General features: G+C 46.8%; 14 protein-coding genes. 10 read left to right on the forward strand and 4 right to left on the reverse strand.

The features are described 5' to 3' along the window. The first annotated feature begins 3 nt into the window (after positions 1 to 3). The 7 genes from ABID13_RS21290 (at position 4) to ABID13_RS21320 (ending at position 9,034) form a co-directional block, all read left to right on the forward strand. Positions 4 to 1,458, forward strand: coding sequence for an FGGY-family carbohydrate kinase (locus tag ABID13_RS21290; RefSeq protein ID WP_048930301.1), 1,455 nt, complete (start codon positions 4 to 6; stop codon positions 1,456 to 1,458). 304 nt (positions 1,459 to 1,762) lie between these two features. Beyond that, positions 1,763 to 3,235, forward strand: coding sequence for a sugar ABC transporter substrate-binding protein (locus tag ABID13_RS21295; RefSeq protein WP_048930300.1), 1,473 nt, complete (start codon positions 1,763 to 1,765; stop codon positions 3,233 to 3,235). 138 nt (positions 3,236 to 3,373) lie between these two features. Then, positions 3,374 to 4,249, forward strand: coding sequence for an ABC transporter permease (locus ABID13_RS21300; protein WP_227884017.1), 876 nt, complete (start codon positions 3,374 to 3,376; stop codon positions 4,247 to 4,249). A gap of 47 nt (positions 4,250 to 4,296) precedes the next feature. Next, positions 4,297 to 5,328, forward strand: a complete 1,032-nt coding sequence (locus tag ABID13_RS21305) for an ABC transporter permease (RefSeq protein ID WP_007859319.1) — start codon at positions 4,297 to 4,299, stop codon at positions 5,326 to 5,328. A gap of 24 nt (positions 5,329 to 5,352) precedes the next feature. Further along, positions 5,353 to 6,879 (forward strand): sugar ABC transporter ATP-binding protein, encoded by a 1,527-nt coding sequence (locus ABID13_RS21310; RefSeq protein WP_227884014.1) that lies wholly within the window; start codon positions 5,353 to 5,355, stop codon positions 6,877 to 6,879. A 27-nt stretch (positions 6,880 to 6,906) separates the two neighbouring features. Continuing rightward, positions 6,907 to 7,812, forward strand: a complete 906-nt coding sequence (locus ABID13_RS21315) for an alpha/beta fold hydrolase (RefSeq protein WP_007859317.1) — start codon at positions 6,907 to 6,909, stop codon at positions 7,810 to 7,812. Between the two features lie 190 nt (positions 7,813 to 8,002). Then, the gene (locus ABID13_RS21320) at positions 8,003 to 9,034 is read left to right on the forward strand and encodes a homocysteine S-methyltransferase family protein (protein ID WP_048930299.1); all 1,032 of its coding nucleotides are present in this window, start codon (positions 8,003 to 8,005) and stop codon (positions 9,032 to 9,034) included. Positions 9,035 to 9,210: 176 nt separating this feature from the next. Here ABID13_RS21320 and ABID13_RS21325 read toward each other — a convergent pair whose 3' ends face one another. Further along, complete coding sequence (locus tag ABID13_RS21325; protein WP_045093969.1) at positions 9,211 to 9,795, reverse strand: sugar O-acetyltransferase; 585 nt, start codon at positions 9,793 to 9,795, stop codon at positions 9,211 to 9,213. A gap of 95 nt (positions 9,796 to 9,890) precedes the next feature. On the opposite strand from ABID13_RS21325, the gene ABID13_RS21330 reads away from it, so the two are divergent. The 3 genes from ABID13_RS21330 (at position 9,891) to ABID13_RS21340 (ending at position 14,372) form a co-directional block, all read left to right on the forward strand. After that, positions 9,891 to 10,517: a GNAT family N-acetyltransferase gene (locus ABID13_RS21330; RefSeq protein WP_195415265.1), complete on the forward strand. Its 627-nt coding sequence runs from the start codon at positions 9,891 to 9,893 to the stop codon at positions 10,515 to 10,517. Then, a complete protein-coding gene (locus ABID13_RS21335; RefSeq protein WP_045093970.1) occupies positions 10,514 to 11,047 on the forward strand; it encodes a DsbA family oxidoreductase in 534 nt (177 codons plus the stop codon). The genes ABID13_RS21330 and ABID13_RS21335 overlap by 4 nt, the downstream gene beginning before the upstream one ends. A 205-nt stretch (positions 11,048 to 11,252) precedes the next feature. Continuing rightward, positions 11,253 to 14,372 carry an ATP-binding protein gene (locus tag ABID13_RS21340; protein WP_048930298.1) on the forward strand — a complete coding sequence of 1,040 codons (3,120 nt, stop codon included), beginning with the start codon at positions 11,253 to 11,255 and terminating at the stop codon, positions 14,370 to 14,372. Positions 14,373 to 14,441: 69 nt separating this feature from the next. On the opposite strand, the gene citG is transcribed toward ABID13_RS21340, so the two are convergent. From citG to ABID13_RS21355, 3 genes are read right to left on the reverse strand one after another with little or no spacing between them, the layout of a single operon-like run. Continuing rightward, positions 14,442 to 15,866, reverse strand: coding sequence for a triphosphoribosyl-dephospho-CoA synthase CitG (gene citG, locus ABID13_RS21345; RefSeq protein WP_045093971.1), 1,425 nt, complete (start codon positions 15,864 to 15,866; stop codon positions 14,442 to 14,444). A 17-nt stretch (positions 15,867 to 15,883) separates the two neighbouring features. Further along, positions 15,884 to 17,008 (reverse strand): [citrate (pro-3S)-lyase] ligase, encoded by a 1,125-nt coding sequence (locus tag ABID13_RS21350; protein ID WP_048930297.1) that lies wholly within the window; start codon positions 17,006 to 17,008, stop codon positions 15,884 to 15,886. Position 17,009: 1 nt separating this feature from the next. Then, a complete protein-coding gene (locus tag ABID13_RS21355; RefSeq protein ID WP_007859299.1) occupies positions 17,010 to 17,876 on the reverse strand; it encodes a LysR family transcriptional regulator in 867 nt (288 codons plus the stop codon). Between the last annotated feature and the right edge of the window lie 144 nt (positions 17,877 to 18,020).

Raw genomic sequence — 18,020 nt, forward strand, 5'->3', positions numbered from 1 at the left:
ATCATGAATTATATTATCGGCATTGACCAGAGTACGCAGGGTACCAAGGCGGTCCTATTTGATGAGGAAGGCGTCCTTGTTAAAAGAGTGGATGTGAAACACCGCCAGTGGATAGATGAGAATGGTTGGGTATCTCATGATATTAATGAAATATACCAAAATGTTATCCTTTCTGTGGAGAAGGTGGTAAAAGAGGCCGGAGCTCCAAGGAACAGTATTGCCGCGGTGGGAATCAGCAATCAGCGGGAAACTACTGCTGCCTGGAACCATGATGGTACACCCTTGGGGAAAGCAGTGGTGTGGCAATGCTCACGTGCGAAGGAAATTACAGACAAGATGCAGGATCTTGCCGCAGTGGTTAAAGATAAGACGGGTCTGCCGCTGTCTCCCTATTTTCCGGCGGCGAAAATGGCATGGCTTATTAGGAACACTATAAAAGAGTCTGGAGCAAAAGACTACCTTTTGGGGACAATGGACAGTTGGCTGGTGTATAAGCTCACCAGTGGAAAATCATATAAAACAGACTATTCCAATGCCTCAAGAACCCAGCTTTTGAACCTGCACAGCCTGCAATGGGATGTAGAATTATGTGAAATGTTTGGGGTGCCGCTGAAGTCTCTTCCGGAACTTGCAGACAGCAATTCTGTGTTTGGCTATACGGATTTTGAGGGGGTTTTACAGGCGCCGGTCCCGATCCATTGTGTGCTGGGTGATTCTCACGGGGCGTTGTTTGGGCAGGGATGCCATAAGAAGGGGATGATAAAGACTACTTATGGCACGGGTTCTTCCATTATGATGAATATTGGGGAGGAATTCAGGGCCAGCACATGCGGGCTGGCAACATCGTTAGCCTGGTCCATGGATGGAAGCGTGACCTACGTTTTTGAGGGAAACATTAATTATACCGGAGCCGTAGTCACTTGGCTGCAGGAAGATATGGGTCTGGTCCGGTCCACGGTGGAATTGGAAAAGGCAGTGGAACACGCTAATAAGAAGGATACTACCGTACTTATTCCTGCTTTTTCCGGACTGTCTGCACCATATTGGAATGACCGGGCTAAAGCTATGATTTATGGAATGACCAGGACAACCGGAAAAAACGAAGTGATCAAGGCAGGGCTGGAAAGCATTGCATATCAGATCAAGGATGTTCTCGATGCCATGGAAAAAGACAGCCAAATCAAAATCAAAGAACTTCGCGTAGACGGAGGCCCTACTAAAAACAAGTATTTGATGCAGTTTCAGAGCGATATCGCGGATGTGACAGTCAGTATACCTCAGTGGGAAGAATTATCGGCCATTGGTGCAGCATATATGGCTGGCATCAGTCAGGGAATCTATCAAAAGGATACTGTTTTTGCCAAAGACAAACGTATATACTTCAAGGCAGGTATGAAACCTGAAGAACGGTTTGAGAAGTGCAGGAACTGGGAGGCAGCAATCAGTCTCTTGAGGTAATGGATGATTGAATAGGGTAAATAAACAAAAAACCATAAAATCAGTAAGAATGTATGAAAAAACATATAAGTTTTAGAACTGGTTTATAGAAAAGCGTACATATTTCCTATTGATGACATTGATTATTTGAAAAAAACATACATTATATACAAAATATAATGGCTAAGTTTATCCATTTATCATAATTCACAAAGAAAATGTTTAGATATATAATCTAAATAGAATTAAAATTTTTATGAACCAGGGGGCGTTTTTTACTAAAACAAACGGTTGAAAGTAAATTTAAAAATGGAGGGGTTATTTAATGAAAAAACACATGACGTTATTTCTTGCAGTTAGCATGGCATTTAGTATTTTTACCAGCGGTTGCTCGATTGAAGAATCATCAAATACAGGCAATGGAACTGATGCAGTAGTAAAAGAAGAAACCGCAAAGGAAGAGGCATCTCAGCCATCGGGATCAAATAAGGAGACTGGAGAAGTGAGCCTTGTAGACCAGTTGGTTAGTGAATGTTCTGCATTATCAGGAATGGAGGCATACGATTTTTTCACCACATTGGCTGACAGGGGGTTATCTCAAGGGGATATCATTGATTTTTTTGTAAAACTTCCAATTTCCCAGGCTAATAAAGAAGTATATGATCTATATATGAGTGATGCATTGGATGTATATGCAGAGAGTGCGCCTGATGGGGTTGTTTACGGTGATTATTTCTGGACTATGGGAGATGGCACGGAGATAACAGGACCTTATTCAGGCAATACAAACTTAAAGATGGCATACACAAACTATATGCCTATGGATGAAGGTCCCATTGGGGATTCAAGTAAAACATATAAAGTGGGTGTTGTGGCGATCAGCGCAATTGACTCCTGGATGGGAAATCTTTACGATTCTATTCAATATGAAGCAAGCAGACATGAGAATCTTGAACTTGTTTGGATGGATTATGGGCTGGATTCCGATGGCTGTTCTGATGCGATCGACATGCTTATAGCCCAGAATGTGGATGCTATCTTGCTATGGCCAAGGACTGAAGCTGCAACTGCTGCGCCTGCCCAGAAAGCTGTGGAGGCTGGAATACCCGTTATAACAGTTGACAGGCTTTGTGGCTATCCGGAGATTGATGGTGTTATCAGCGGCAATTTCCCCGCCAATGGCGCACAGTGCGGAGCATATCTGGTATGGCAGTTGGCCAAAGAATCCGGTGGTAAATCAGTGGAGGGAAATATTGTATTGTTGAGAAAAGCTGCTGGCGTTACGGCCGATACCTTGCGGTGTGGCTATTTTCTAAAGGTTATATCCTATTTTCCTGATATTCATATCCTGGAATCGTATTTTGACAATGACGATACGGAGCAGTCCCTGATTAATGCGCAGAATGCATTACAGCTGTATGATGATATTGATGCTTTCTTCTGTGAAGGATTGACCCAGACACCTGTTGCTATCGAGGCGGTAAACAGTGCCGGCCGCTGGGAAAGCAGGAAAGACGGAAAGAAGATCATCATGTTGACTATAGATGATACGAAAGAATCTTTTAATTTTATTGATCAGGGGCTGGTTGAGGTCAACTGTCCATATACTCCACTGATCGGAGATATAGGAGTACGCTACATATGTAAGATGCTAGAAGGAGAAACGCTTCCTAAAGATATAGCAATTCCAAATATCCCTATGGTAACGGCAGGAGGAGATGTGGTGTTCGGCCTTAAGACAATGACGTCAAAAGACTGGTATCAATATGCTTCAGGTCCGGACTATGTAGCTAAATAGGTTGAATCATGCTGTGATCAAAAGGGGAGGAATCCTGTTGTGATAGAAAATAAAGGCAAATTAAAGAAGACGATACAGAATATAACAGAAAAAACCCAAGGTCTTTTCATCTCCATATTGATTCTTGTTGTATTACTGGTGATATCCGCCTGTTTTATACCTAGGGTTTTTCAATTAAAGAATCTTGAGAATCTGTTAAGGACATATGCGCCCGGAGGAATTGTTGCAGTAGGTTTGAGTCTTGTGATACTGACCGGAGAGATTGATGTTTCGGTGGGGGCGATCATGACCCTCGCTATGGCGGTTGCAGCAAAGATATATGATATCAGTGAGCCGGCGGCCATTGCAGCTATATGCTGCACTGGCGCTGCCGCTGGTTTCCTGAATGGCTGCTTAATTACAAATACAAAGGTTCCATCCCTGATGCTTACCATTGGAACCACTTCTGTGTTTAATGGTTTAGCGGCCATACTGGTCAGGGCGCAGAAGAAGTATATTACGGATCTGTATCATATTACCCTTACATTAGCCAAAGGCAGTATATTTGGTATTCCGATTCCACTTTTGTTATGTGTGGCTCTGGCATTTATGTTTGAATTCATGTTGAGGAAATCCGCTTTTGGTAAGAAAATATATTATACCGGTGCAAATAAAAGGGCGTCTTGGATGAGCGGTGTGGATATCAGCCGGATTAAAATTATCTGCTTTACCGTCAGTGGTCTTCTGGCAGCCATAGCGGCCCTTCTTATGTCAGGACAGTTAGGGAGTTCCACCGTGCAGCTGGGAAATGGATATGAAGTTACGGCTATATCAATTGCCGTTCTGGGAGGTATTTCCCTTAACGGAGGAAAAGGAACGGTAATAGGGACATTGTTGGGATTTATTACAATGAGTTTAATGCAGAACATGCTTGCAATTGCCGGATTTGGAACGTATGTTTCAACGACATTGAAAGGCGTGATGATTATTCTGGTGGTATACCTATATGGCTTGACGGTCCGCAAACGGGCATGATCCAAGGCATGGAAATCGGTTAATGTAGACCTTGGGAGGGATGGCTTATGAAGGCTTTAGATATTAACAAATTAAAAGGATTAGTGGTCCATCATATGTTGTGGTGTGCCATTATTATTTCGTTGGCAGGCGGGAGGATATTAAGTCCTTATTTTTTTAAAAGTAATAATATCACCGTGATCTTATATACCTGTGCTATCTATGGTTTATTAGCGATTGCAGAATCTCTTGTGCTATTAGTCGCTGAAATTGATCTGACAGTGGGGATCAGTGCTGTTGTTTCGCCGGCCCTTGCAATTTACCTGTCCAATGCAATCTATAAATTCAGCATGGGTAAAGAAGTGGTGCGGGGAGGATATGTAACAGCCCCGTGGTGGATGATAGTTGTTTTCACATTACTAATTGCCACTCTGATCGGTTTGATCAATGCGATCTTAGTTGTAAAAGGCAATGTTCCGGCGTTTGTTGCAACCATAGGTGTGCAGTACGCTGTCACGGGAATTGGATACATCATAACCAAAGGAACTCCGCTGTTCATGACTAAGGTTAAAGGGGCAGCATTGATCGGAGGGGCTAAGGTGCTTGGATGTATTCCGCTTTGTCTGTTGCTGTTTCTGTTGATAGCAGGACTGTTTATCTTCTTATGTGGCTCCACCAGATTTGGAATGAGGGTCTATTCTACAGGAGGGAGCGTCAAGGCAGCCACACTCTGCGGTATTAATACCGGCAGATGGAAAATGTTTATGTTCATTATCAGTGGATTTCTGGCAGGTGTTACCGGTATTGTATTTACGTCAAAATTACAGTCTATTGATGTGACCCAGACCACCGGATATGAAATGACAGCGCTGGCTATAGCGATTATTGGCGGTATCGAGTTAAATGGAGGCGTAGGTAATCTGAGAAATACGGTAAAAGCGGCCTTATTTATGGCGATTTTATCAAATGTCATGAGCATGATCGGTTTCCTGTCCTATCATCAGACATTTGTGCTGGGACTGTTTATTGTATTATTTGCAATACTTCACAAGAGAAGCGACAGTAGGAGACTAAAAGAACTGAACATTGTTGAGGTTTAACAGGACTGGGAACGGGGTGAGATTATGAACATGGAAATAAACGGCAGTAAGCTGCTTTTGATGAAAAATATTCAGAAAGGTTTCAATGGAGTCCCGGTGTTGAAAGGGATTGATTTTGAAGTCAACTATGGTGAGAATGTTGCAATCATAGGTTCCAATGGTGCAGGAAAGTCTACACTAATGAATATTTTGGCCGGAGTCCATCATGCGGATGGAGGAGAGATCTATTTTGAAGGTAAAAAGGTTGACATCCATGATCCAAATGTAGCGGAACGCCTGCGGATCGGTATGGTACATCAGGAGCCGTCTCTTTGCGAGAACATGAAGGTTTACGAAAACATCTTTTTAAACAGGGAGTTGAGAAACTCTTATGGAATGCTGGACCGTGGCAGAATGAGAGAAGAGAGCCGCAAGGTGATGGAAAGCCTTGGGTTTGAAATAGAGGTGGATAAGAAAGTACGGGATATCAATCTTGTGAGCAAAGTAATCGTGTCTATTGCAAAAGCAATGCTGATGGATCCCAAACTTTTAATCTTAGATGAGGTTACAGCTGCCTTAAACCAAAAAGAAGTTGAACATCTTTTTGAAATTATCTGCGGCTTAAGGGAGAAAGGGCTTGGAATTGTATTTATCAGCCATAAAATTCGGGAAATTGTCCAAATTTGTGACCGTGTCGCAGTGCTCCGGGATGGATTGGAAGCAGGCGTATTTGATAAAAAAACAGGTATCCTCAATGAAAAAGACATCATCAATCTGATGCTGGGGGAGACGGAATGGAAAGGCGAATATTCCCAACGTGAAATGGCTGATCATGGGGAAACAGCACTTTTGAGCATTCAGGGGTTGTCCAGAAACGGTATGTTTCAGGATATTACATTTAATGTCTATGAAAGCGAGATTATAGGTCTGGCTGGTTTGAAGGGATCCGGTATAACGGAACTTATGTATTCTATTTTTGGGATCATGCAATATGATGAGGGAAGCCTTCAGATGCGAGGGGAATTTATGAAAGCCTCTTGCCCTCAGGAAGCGATTAGGCGGGGTGTCTGTATGATAACTAATGACCGTCAGGGGGAAGGGCTTGCAATGGGACTTCCGATTGAAAATAATATCCTTATTGCATCTTTGGACAAAGCAAAGGATAAAACAGGATTGATAAGCGGTCCGTTATCAAATGCCGCCTCAAAAGATTACATCACAAAATTGCAGGTTAAAACTACAGGCCCATCCCAGCAGGTGCAGTTCCTATCAGGAGGAAATCAGCAGAAAGTTGTAATCGCTAAATGGCTTCTGCGGGATTCGGATGTAATTTTAATTGACGAACCCACCCGTGGTATTGATATTAAAGCTAAAAATGAAATATATAATCTTTTGCTGCAGGAAAAATCAAAGAATAAGGGAATTGTCATCTATTCCCCGGAGACAAGGGAGTTGTTGAATGTATGCAACCGAATTATTGTTATAGACAGGGGGAGAATTGTTGCGGAGATATCTAGGACAGATCCTGATTTTACAGAAAAAGGAATTCTTGAAATCATGCATTCTTATTAGAATAAATAATTAAAAGGGGGAGATAACATGCCTGAGATTTATGATCACAACCACCGCCCAGTCCGCCATATGCGCGCCAGGGTAAATAACATCCGCATGCATTATGTAATTTCCGGAGAGGGAGAGCCGCTTCTGCTCTTACACGGGACACCTAAGACCCATTATTATTGGTACAGGCTGATTCCTTTGCTTACAGAACACTATACGGTGATTGCTCCGGACTTAAGAGGCTTTGGTGATACAGATAAACCGCCTGTGGAGGATGGATATGATTCCTTGACCAATGCTAATGATATGGCGGATTTGATGAGACAGCTGGGATATGACCGGTACTATGTACATGGAGAAGACAGAGGGGCAGAGTTTGCTTATGTGCTGGCTGCCACTAACCCTGATCATGTAAAGGCCCTTTCATTTTGTGAAATGCTTTTGTCGGGAGAGGACCTGGATACAATGTCCTATTTTACAAAGGATAATGTAAGACGCCAGTATAACCAGAATGGTACTTGGCAGTGGCACATTCCGTTTTTCTGGATCGCCCATGTACCGGAAATGTTAATATCCGGACATGAAGAGGAATTCTGGAGCTATTGGATGAAAGCTGAAACATGGAATCCCAATGCAATTTCAGAAGAGTGCATTAAGGAATGGATTTCTCACATAAAGGAACCTGGAGGGCTTAGGGGAGTTCTGGAAACATACCGCGCAGCGTTTAAGAATGCAGAAATAAATGCTGAGTTGAAAAAGTCGAAGATCACAATGCCGGTTATGACCATTGGTGCTCCGGAGTTTTTTGGAAATACGGTTGAAAAACAGATGAGGGAGTTTGCCGACAATGTGGTGTCGGGACAGGTATTTGAAGAATGCGGACATAGTCTTGCTTTGGAAGCGCCGGAGCGCTTGGCAGATGCGTTAATACATTTTTTCGGTTGAATAAAGTTATACTTAACGTTGAGCAGGCTATAATAACAGGATATAAAGTAAAGTCAACATGACGATATATCTATTGAAAATCATACCTAAAAATGCTATAGTAAGGAAGAGTGGGATGGGACCGGGTCAGGGCTCTCCCAGGGGTGTAGCAAGCTGTATTTTATAAAAAGAAAAGCAGGAGGTATGATACATGACAACCACACAACGGAGAGAAAAATTTAAAAAAACATTTGCAAAAGTCCCCATCATGATGCTGCAGGGATCTGTGGGGGAACGGATCAAACGTAATTTTACACATCAGGACCCAACGCCCCCGCTGAAGCTGGCCGGCCTTTATTATACTGAGAATGGGCATCGGGGATTGGACGCCGTGTTTCATGACTACATACAGATTGCACAGAAATATGATCTTCCAATGATTCTTCATCCGTACAGCAAGTTTACCACCCCATCCATGGGGAAAGGAACCTATTGGGAGGACCGGGATGTATCAGCGGATAATCTGAACCACTGCCGTTCCATCGTGGACGGTTATCCCGCTATCCGCGACCAGATCTTCATTGGCACCACCATGGGTTTCACCGGCGATCCTTATAATCCCTTCTCCGGATTAGATGAGGAGGAGGCTTATTTATACTATACAGACCATGCGAAAAAGCTGGAGACATCCATGATCGACCATGTGAGGAACGGCCTGACACCCAGTCTGCCGGATGCCGCCGGATGCGCCCGGGCATTAAGCGAAACCTCCATTCCGTACTTTATCACATTCCTGATCCGTAAGGACGGAAAGCTGATGGATGGAACGTGGCTCAGCGAGGCCATTGACTATATTGACGCCAAGACAGGGGATCATCCCCCTATGTTTTACCAGGTCAACTGCGTTCATCCGCGAAATGTTATGTCTGCCCTGGATAAAAGGCGGAATCGCACCAATGCGGTTCGGGAACGCTTCTTAGGACTGGAAGGCAACGGCTCTCCTCTGAGCCCGGAGGAATTAGATAACAGTCCGGTCGTGTACAGCAGCCCGGCGGATGAGTGGGCGGATGAGATGATGAAGTTACATAAGGATTACGGACTGAAATTACTGGGCGGCTGCTGCGGAACAGATCATGACCATATGGAACAGCTGGCAATACGCGTCCGACAGGTATATGATGAACAGATGGCGGAACAAAAGGCGGAACAAAAGGCGGAACCAGCGGCTGAGACGACCGAATAGATGATTGGAACTGACAATTAAGCAGAATTGCGGATAGAGCTGCGAACAGAATTAAGAATAGAATTGCGGACAGAGTTGCCGCCTGCCTTGGCTGCACAGGAAGCATCGGAACGGTTCCTGGTGCGGCCGGGGCAGGCGGTTTTATGATGTACACCATTGTGAACCATAAGTGTGCGCTACCTGTTTTCCCTTACAGCCCGGCAGGGATTTCCGCAGGCGATCATATTGTCGGGAATATCCTTTGTAACAACACTTCCCGCACCGATCACAACATGATTGCCAATGGTAACACCGGGCATAATGATGGCCCCGCCGCCAATCCATACATTATCGCCGATCACCACAGGTAATGTTTGCGTCTTGCAAAATTCAAAGGAACCGTCCTCTTTGGGACCGCCAAACCGTCTGGCTGCATTGGTTGGATGAAAAGCAGTATAAATCTGTACATTGGGAGCAATCAGGGCGTTATTTCCAATGACAATCTTGTTGTCGTCTAAAAAGGTGCAGTTCATATTAACCTCACAGTTATTCCCAAAGTAGATATTGTTTCCATAATCAACATAGAAGGGGGCCGTGATCCATAAATTTTCCCCTCGACCGCCAAGTAATAAATTAAGGATGCGCTCTTTTTCTTCTTTATTTGAAGAATCGGTATTGTTATAGTCCCTTGCCAGATCCTTTGCCCTGTGCCACTCGGCCAGTAATTCTTTATCACCGCAATCATAAAGCTGACCGGCCAGCATCTTTTCTCTCTCAGTCAATGTCCGAAACCTCCTCCAATTTTGATTTAACAGCTATATTGTACCATAGATTTCTGATATAATGATACGAAATAAGATATAGGAGGCAATAAGTAATGGAATTTATAAATACGCCCTCATTAGAAACGGAGCGGCTGATATTACGGAAATTTACCGAGCAGGATATAGATGCTCTGTTTGCCATATACAGTGATCCGGAGGTGAACACCTATCTGCCCTGGTTCCCTCTGAAAACACTGGAGGAAGCCAGGGCATTATTTGAAACAAAATACAGGGATGCTTACAGGCAGCCCCGGGGATATTGCTATGCCGTCTGTTTAAAGAGTGACCAGATACCCATTGGATATGTTAATGTAGGAACAAAGGCTCCCTATGATCTGGGGTATGGACTGCGCAGGGAGTTTTGGCACAATGGAATTATAAGTGAGGCATGCAGGGCGGTGATCCGGCAGCTGAAAAGGGATGGCTTTCTTTATATTACAGCCACCCATGATGTGAATAATCCCCGCAGCGGCGAGGTAATGAAGCGGCTGGGAATGAGTTACAAATATACATATGAGGAACAGTGGCAGCCTAAGGATATCCTGGTCACATTCAGGATGTATCAGCTGAACTTTGACGGACAGGATGGCAGAGTGTATGAGGGCTACTGGGATCAGTGGGCGGTTCACTTTATTGAAAGAGATACCTATGATATAAAAGAAGAAAGGGGTTTGAAATGATAAACATAGAATTGTTTTTTGATTATGCCTGTCCCTATTGCTACCGCGGCCACAAGAATCTGCTGAATCTTCTGGAATACTATCCCCGGATAGAGATTACATGGCGTCCCTGTGAGTCACATCCATACCCGGAAACTTATTTTATGCACAGCGACCGTGCGATCCAGGGCATGTATTATATCCAGGAGCACGGAGGAAATCTGTGGAAATACCACAGGCTGGTTTATGAGGCATGCTTTGACAAGAACATGGATATTGCATCAACAGACGTACTTGCCGGGCTTGCCAAACAGTGCGGGGCAGACCACAATGCTTTTAGGAATTGTATAGAGGAAGACCGTTACCGGGAGCAGGTGCTGGCAGGCAACCGGTACGCCTGGGGAGAGAACCGCCTGGACGCAGTGCCAAGCTACCGGTTTGGGAAGCATTTACTCGGTTCACGGGACGGCCTTCTGGTGCCGGTCAGGGAGTTGGAGGATTTTTTTAGGAAGGCAGCTGCAGTTCATCAAACAGACGGCCCGATCCAATAGGCTATCCGGTCCGAAGGATTTTTCACACACCCGTTCCCAAATCTGCCGGTCATTGCATCTGCCCATCTTCTATGATAGAATGGATGAAAACGGAAGATAAAATAAAGATACGAAAGACGCATATCTGCTGCGGGAATAGGGGGAGATTCACGGATGGAGAGGGACTCTTGGTCGCCGCTGGAACTGTTAAAGCCGCGTTACCTGTATGACAAAGATGGAGAACGGCCGGTCCAAGATCTGCGAGATGCATACCTCTATTCCGGAAGGACACCAGGAACAGGGAGAGTATTTTCCCTTTGAGTTTGCAAAGCAGCATGAATCCGATGTCCTGCGCGATTTTGTGAATACAATGCTGCCCGGTGGGATCTTTGCCATGGAGTTGGGGAAGGACTTTCCTCTGGCTATTATCAACCAGAATATGCTCATCTATCTGGGATACAGGAATGAGAAGGAGTACCTGGAAGCCATAGCCGGCAGACTGAGCAATGCGGTCCACCCGAAAGATCGGGGGCTTTTGCGGGCGGCCGTCCTGGACACAATGGATCAGGGGGATGAGTTTAAGGCGCTTTTGCGTATCAGAAAAAGCGATAACAGCTATTTCTGGGGAGATATCAAGGGCGTGCGCAGCCGTGACAGCCGCGGCATTGACCAGATCGTCTGTCTGTGCCTGGATGCCACGAATCTGGTAATGGCTAATAACCAGCTGAAGGATGACCGCCTTAAACTGGATGAATATGCATCCAAGCTGATGGAAAAGGAAGAGATCATCCAAAAGGATGCCAGACAGATGAGACAGCTGCGCCAATGGGTTGGCAGACATGCCGGAGATACGGACAAGCTTCCAAAGCAGCAGCACGTAAACTGGAAGCATATGGGTGTTATCATCGCATCGGTTATCCTTATCATTGCCGCAGTGATCGGTTTTACCATGTATCTGTCAAATACACAGTGGGATGCGGCTGTTTTGGCGATCCGCACCACTTCTTTGGCCGGGGTCCAGTGTATCTCCAATGCCACCGATGCGGACCAGGCAGTCCTTGCCAACATGGCGGAGGTGTTGGGAAAGCTTTATGACAGGGACGAGGCGGCAGATATACTGCAGGCAGCCCCGGATTCCGGTTTCAGTGAGATGATCGCGTCATATGATGATGGAAAATGTGTGTCCTCCGGCCAACGACAGCCGGAAGAAGCGTCTGACTTTGCCGCAAAACTGGACTTTCCCCAGGGCGGTAATGTCAGCAGGCCTTTTTGGGAGGCAAACGGCAAACGGCAGATTGCGTACCGCACGGATCTATACCATGAAGATAAAAAGGCAGGCGTACTCTATGGAATGGTCAATCTGTCCAGGTATTATGTGCCCAGTGTTATGGAGTTTTATGACGGGCAGGGATTTTCCTGCGTGATCGATGCCCGAACCGGCGAGTTTGTTATCTACTCGGACAGAATCATGCCGGAGAACGTACATGGTGATCTGTATAGCGCCTTGAATGAAAACGGTGACACAAAAACGGCCGGAGAGATAAGGAACGCCCTGTCGGGAGGAAAGACGGGAAGCGCGGTTGTCAGCCTGAAAGGGAAAAAGGTCTATCTCTATTTTGTCCCGGTCAATGACGCTGCAGCGGAATATCTGATCACCATGATACCCTATGATGTGATAAAAGAAGAATCCTCCGGCATGGCCTATCTTGTGGGCGCGTTTGTGGTAGTGGTCCTTCTGGCAGCTGTTCTGCTCATTATCTATAATAACCGGATTACCAAAACAAAGCTTCGTGAAAGGGAATACCGCAATACGCTTTTCCGGCTCCTTGCTGAGAATGTGGACAGCGTTTTCCTGGTGTTTGACCATGAAACTGACGAGGTGGATTATGTCTCTGAAAATATCGGGCGTATCCTGGGGGTTGAAAGCAGGGAGATTTTGGATCATGATACCAGATCCATCAAGCTTCCGTTTGATGATGAGGAACTGGAACGGATCCAAAGGATCATGAAAGACAAGAAAAATTTCTACGTAGATTTTCCATACAGCAATCCCGGGAGCGGCAAGCAGCAGCTCCTGCGCCTGAGCGGCTATGTTCCGGAGGGAGCAGACTGGCAGAAAAAGTGGATTTTCTGTGTCAGTGACAGAACGGATGAAGTGTTAAAAGAGCGCAGGCTGGAGCAGGCGGTGAGGGAAGCGGACGAGGCCAGCAAAGCCAAGTCAGAGTTCCTGGCCAATATGTCCCATGATATCCGCACACCCATGAACGGTATTATCGGAATGACCCAGCTGGCCCTTCAGGACGGGGTGGGAGAGGAGGCCATGAGAAGCTATCTGAAAAAGATTTCAATCTCATCCGGCTTTTTGCTGGCCTTGATCAACGATATCCTGGACATGTCCAAGATTGAAAGCGGCATGATCGAGCTGCACCCTAAGGCATACTCCATGAAGGAACTGCGCAGGTATCTGGAAAGCGTGATCCTGCCCCTGTCAGGGGAAAAACAGATCGATTTCAGGATCGATGTGGATGAGAAGATCACAGTCCTGGCGGACCAGCAGCGTTTTAACCAGATCCTGTTTAACCTGCTGTCCAATGCGGTCAAATATACGGATGAAAAAGGAACCGTCACACTCACCATAAAAGGAGTGCCCAAGGACAGCGGAATGATCCACCTGACCATGCGGGTGGAGGATAATGGGATGGGCATGTCCCCGGAGTTCCAAAAGCAGATGTTCAAATCATTTACTCAGGAGAGCAGAAAGGCCATGGGAATGTCCGGCACCGGACTGGGGCTTGCTATTGTTAAACGGCTGGTAGACCTGATGAACGGTACCATACATGTGGAGAGCAGCATCGGCAAGGGAAGTATATTCGTGATCGAGATGGATGTCCCGGCCGCCAAGGGACCATGTGAGAAGGAACTGGCAGCGGATGCGGCCGGTGATCCCACCGGACAGTCTGCCTGCATACTGCTGTGTGAGGATAATGCCATTAATCAGGAGATCATGATGGGAATCCTGGAGTTCCTGGGCCTGACCACGGAACTGGCTGTCAATGGAAAGGAGGGCGTTGAGGCATTCCAAAGCCGGAAGCCGGGGTATTACAGCGCCATCTTAATGGACTGCCGCATGCCGGTTATGGACGGATATCAGGCAACCAGGGCCATCCGTGCCCTGGAACGGCCGGATGCAGCCCGTATCCCTATTATCGCTCTCACCGCGGACGCCTTTGAGGAGGACCGGAAACGCTGTCTGGAAGCCGGGATGGATGACTTTCTTGCCAAGCCGGTGGAGATAAAGGTTTTAAAGGAAATGCTGGGAAAATATATGCGGAAAGATTTGGGATGACAAAGAGGGAGGAACCGTGTCAGGTAAGTGCTGTCCGATGACGGTTACCCTGTACTGGCCAGTCCTCCCTCACCCAAATTCTTTTTCAAACAGATAAATAAAATACGTCAGCGCCAGAAGATCCGCACTTCCTCCCGGACTGATATTGCGTTGTATAAAGTCCCGGTCCAGATCTTCTATATACGCCAGTCCGGCTTTTGCATCTAGTCCAGCTTTTGCATCCTGTCCCTGCATGATTTCTTCCTCCTGAAGCATTTTCCCAAGGTTCCCCTGTATCTCTTTCATCTCCCCATAAGAAGAGCGGTTCACAATATTCGTATCCTCCGAGTTTGCTATGATATGTAACAGTGTCATGGCACCGGCGTCATTGATGGAAAACCCTTTTCCCAGATAGTCCTTAAGCACAGGAAGGGCCACCTTTAAAACCGTATGATACCCGGACAGCGCCTCCCCCCTCGCGCCCTTCATTCCATAGAGGGCATACAGGCGCTCACCGTTTGTCCCGGCATTTTCCGCTGTGATATCCTTAAAATCCTCCAGCACATCCTCCACCAGCCTGCGGTTTACCGACAGCAGGTTGTCCTGGGAATAGGGGATCTGATTGGCGTACATATAACCCAGGGAACAGTTCATAATGGCCAGGGAGAAGATAAGACCCTTATGGGTGTTGATATTGTGCGTTGCCTTCATCATGGCATCCTCAGCCTGTATGCCCAGGGAGCGGAGACGGGAGAAGATGCGGGAAAATGATTCATGGCTGTTTTCCATACCGCACAGGGCAAACTTTTCAAAAAAATGGTTCAGGGAAACGGCGCTGGCCTCAAAGGTGAAAATATCCATATCCCTGTGGGCGCCCGTATTGCTGCGGTCCACAAGGCCGGGCTTAGGCGTGACGCTGACTTCATATAAGAGGGCCAGCATGGAAAGAGAGGAAAGTTTTTTTGCGTACCTGCAGGTGAAATACTCTTTCATGAGCTGGCATTCCTTATTAAGCAGTTCCTTCACCGTATGGGTTCTGGCCCTGCCGCACACAAATGCGTCCCGGCTGCAGAGCAGGCATTTGCGGACCGGAAATCCCAGCTCGGTCCGGGAGATCTTCCGCCCGTCCGTGTTGATCACGTCAATGTCAAACAGCCGTCCGAAGCTTAAGCTGTCCTCCAGAAGGCAGAGGGTTTCCTTGATAAAACAGAGATCTCCGTCCACGACCCAAAAGTATTCGCAGCCGGTGTGGGCCGTGATGGAACGGGTACAGAGGACCGGAATCTTCCAGGCGTTAAGCTGCGCCCCGATCAGGTCCACTCCCTCATAAAATGTTTCCACAGCCAGGGGAAATACTTTTACCGGCCCCACTATATTAAGGGTAAATGAAATGACCGGAAGATGGTATTGTCCGATCAGAGCTCTCTGCATATCCTGCCTGCGTTCTCTGGCATCCAGCATGTCTAAAAGCGCCGCTTCCCTGCCGACCGCAATCTTGGAACAATCAATATTCATATCGGTAGTCTCTCCTTCTAATAATGGATCACATCATCCTGACTTGTAATGGCCCGGATCACAGGCCCTGCTTCCCCACTGCAAAAATACCTATAAGTGCTGTCGGGAACCAGACCGGCAAGCAGGTCCATGCGGTTCTCCCTGATGGCATTGCGCACAGAGGAGGCGCTGATTGCCGTGCCGTTCGCCTGCTTTCGGGGAATCACGCGGCAATGGATACCGGCCTTTGGAAGCTGGGATTCCATGATTCGGTTGTAGATACCGGTCACCCGGCTGAATGGTTCCTCCCCCACATACCGGCAGGTGATCCCCAGCGTCCCGGCGATCCGGGCAAAGATAGCCAGGTCCAGCCGCGCATGGCTTTCGATCACGGCATCCTCATCCTTTTGAAAGTAGCTGGGAAATGTTGCGTTGCTGATAATATAAGGCCCGCTGTCATGGTAGACCAGATTGTGAATCCCAGCGGTCCCTTCTATGACCAACCGTTTTCTCACCTGGAAGGGCACAAGGCTGACGTCCTCGCTTACAATAAAAATGTGCAGCAGATCACTTTGTGCAGCCGCTTTTTCGATCAGATACAGGTGGCCCAGGGTAAATGGATTGGCGTTCATGACAATGGCTGAGACCGGTTTGGATCCGGGGGCTGCATCACGGAAGTCTGCACCACGGCAACCTGTACCACGGCAATCTGCACCATGGCAATCTGCACCATGCTGTGCCAGATCACCGCTAAGACCTTTCAGATATTTGTCAAATCCATTCCTCTTATTCTCCATAAACACTACCTGCCCGTCAATCCGGGCAATTTCATAAAATCCCAGATCGTGGAAGAATCTGGCGGCGGAGCATTTTGTATATAGAAATAAATGGGTGTTGCCGCGGAAATACTGTACCTCCATGAGATGGGTCACAATGCGGTTCATCAGCCCTTCGCCCTGATGCAGGCGGCTGACCGCCAAACACCGAAGGGTATTGCCGAAACAGCTTCCCGTGGCAACCAGCTGCATTTTGTCATCAAACAGTCCGCAGGAGTAATCCAGATTGGGATCCCTGCGGATTCCTTCCTGTAACAGCAGCAGATCCATCTGCCGGCTGCCATGAAGGTCGCTTTTAAAAATCCGGGAAATGGTATAGTCGGACATGTCAAACTCCTTTGTTTTCCTGGTTTCGCACAATATTGATAAATGCCTCGGCCTGGGGCAAAGAAAGCGCGGTATCTGTATACATGATATAGGTGGATCGGACAAAGGGCTCCCCATTGGCAAAGGTAAGAGGGCGGATATCGCCGGAAAAGCCGTTCAGGCATATCTCCGGAACAATGGCCCAGCCCAGCCCGCGGGTAACCATCTCCACACAGGTGGTAATATTGTCCACAAAGATGCCGTGCTGCTGCGGCTGTATATTATGTTCGCGCATCCACTGGGCTGTCTCCCGTTCAAATACCATATCTGTCTTTCTCCCAATATATGGAATTTCTCCAAGATGTTTGCCCTTGTCTTTGGCACTGCAGATCGCGCATATATTTTCGCGGTCCAGCAGGACCTTATGTTCCTTCCAGGGATACTCGCCCCGGATGATCGCAACATCGATCAGACCCTGGGCGATCTGCATGTAAATATTCCGGCTCTGGTCCGTGATGACGTGGGTATTTACATGGGGATACTGTTTTCGGTATCGGGCCAGCACATCCGGCAGCTGGTAGAGGGCATAGTTGATGGATATTCCTGCATTTAAGGTGCCGCATACATAGGAACGGCTGATATTCAGCGCCTCCCGCATCAAGGTGAGCTGTCTGGCTGCCTGGGTGGTATATTTAAGCACCTCCTCACCTTCCGGGGTAAAATGGATCCCCTGCCTGGAGCGGATCAGAAGGGTTACACCCAGTTCATTCTCAATGGCGGTGATGCGCTTTGACAGGGATGACTGTGTCACATACAAAAGGTCAGCCGCATGTGTGATGTTTTTTGTTTTTTCCAAAATATCCAATAGTTCAAAATCGCGTTCGTCCATAACCGCCTCCATGATAAAAGTATTTTATTCAATTCCTATAAGGAATGGATAAAAAGAAATATATATTCTATATAAGAATTGAATGAATTGAGAACCATCTGGGGATGAGTTAAAAAAGAATGTATTTATAAGACTATTATAATA

It is taken from the genome of Enterocloster citroniae (genome assembly GCF_040545455.1).
In the GTDB taxonomy this organism is placed as follows: domain Bacteria; phylum Bacillota; class Clostridia; order Lachnospirales; family Lachnospiraceae; genus Enterocloster; species Enterocloster citroniae.

Bases quoted from the DNA above. Each gene is read 5' to 3' on its own strand.
- ABID13_RS21305 (WP_007859319.1), top strand. From the start codon at position 4,297: ATGAAGGCTTTAGATATTAACAAATTAAAAGGATTAGTGGTCCATCAT.
- ABID13_RS21315 (WP_007859317.1), top strand. From the start codon at position 6,907: ATGCCTGAGATTTATGATCACAACCACCGCCCAGTCCGCCATATGCGC.
- ABID13_RS21335 (WP_045093970.1), top strand. From the start codon at position 10,514: ATGATAAACATAGAATTGTTTTTTGATTATGCCTGTCCCTATTGCTAC.
- ABID13_RS21340 (WP_048930298.1), top strand. From the start codon at position 11,253: ATGACAAAGATGGAGAACGGCCGGTCCAAGATCTGCGAGATGCATACC.
- ABID13_RS21355 (WP_007859299.1), bottom strand. From the start codon at position 17,876: ATGGACGAACGCGATTTTGAACTATTGGATATTTTGGAAAAAACAAAA.
- ABID13_RS21290 (WP_048930301.1), top strand. From the start codon at position 4: ATGAATTATATTATCGGCATTGACCAGAGTACGCAGGGTACCAAGGCG.
- ABID13_RS21295 (WP_048930300.1), top strand. From the start codon at position 1,763: ATGAAAAAACACATGACGTTATTTCTTGCAGTTAGCATGGCATTTAGT.
- ABID13_RS21320 (WP_048930299.1), top strand. From the start codon at position 8,003: ATGACAACCACACAACGGAGAGAAAAATTTAAAAAAACATTTGCAAAA.
- ABID13_RS21330 (WP_195415265.1), top strand. From the start codon at position 9,891: ATGGAATTTATAAATACGCCCTCATTAGAAACGGAGCGGCTGATATTA.
- ABID13_RS21310 (WP_227884014.1), top strand. From the start codon at position 5,353: ATGAACATGGAAATAAACGGCAGTAAGCTGCTTTTGATGAAAAATATT.
- ABID13_RS21350 (WP_048930297.1), bottom strand. From the start codon at position 17,008: ATGTCCGACTATACCATTTCCCGGATTTTTAAAAGCGACCTTCATGGC.
- citG (WP_045093971.1), bottom strand. From the start codon at position 15,866: ATGAATATTGATTGTTCCAAGATTGCGGTCGGCAGGGAAGCGGCGCTT.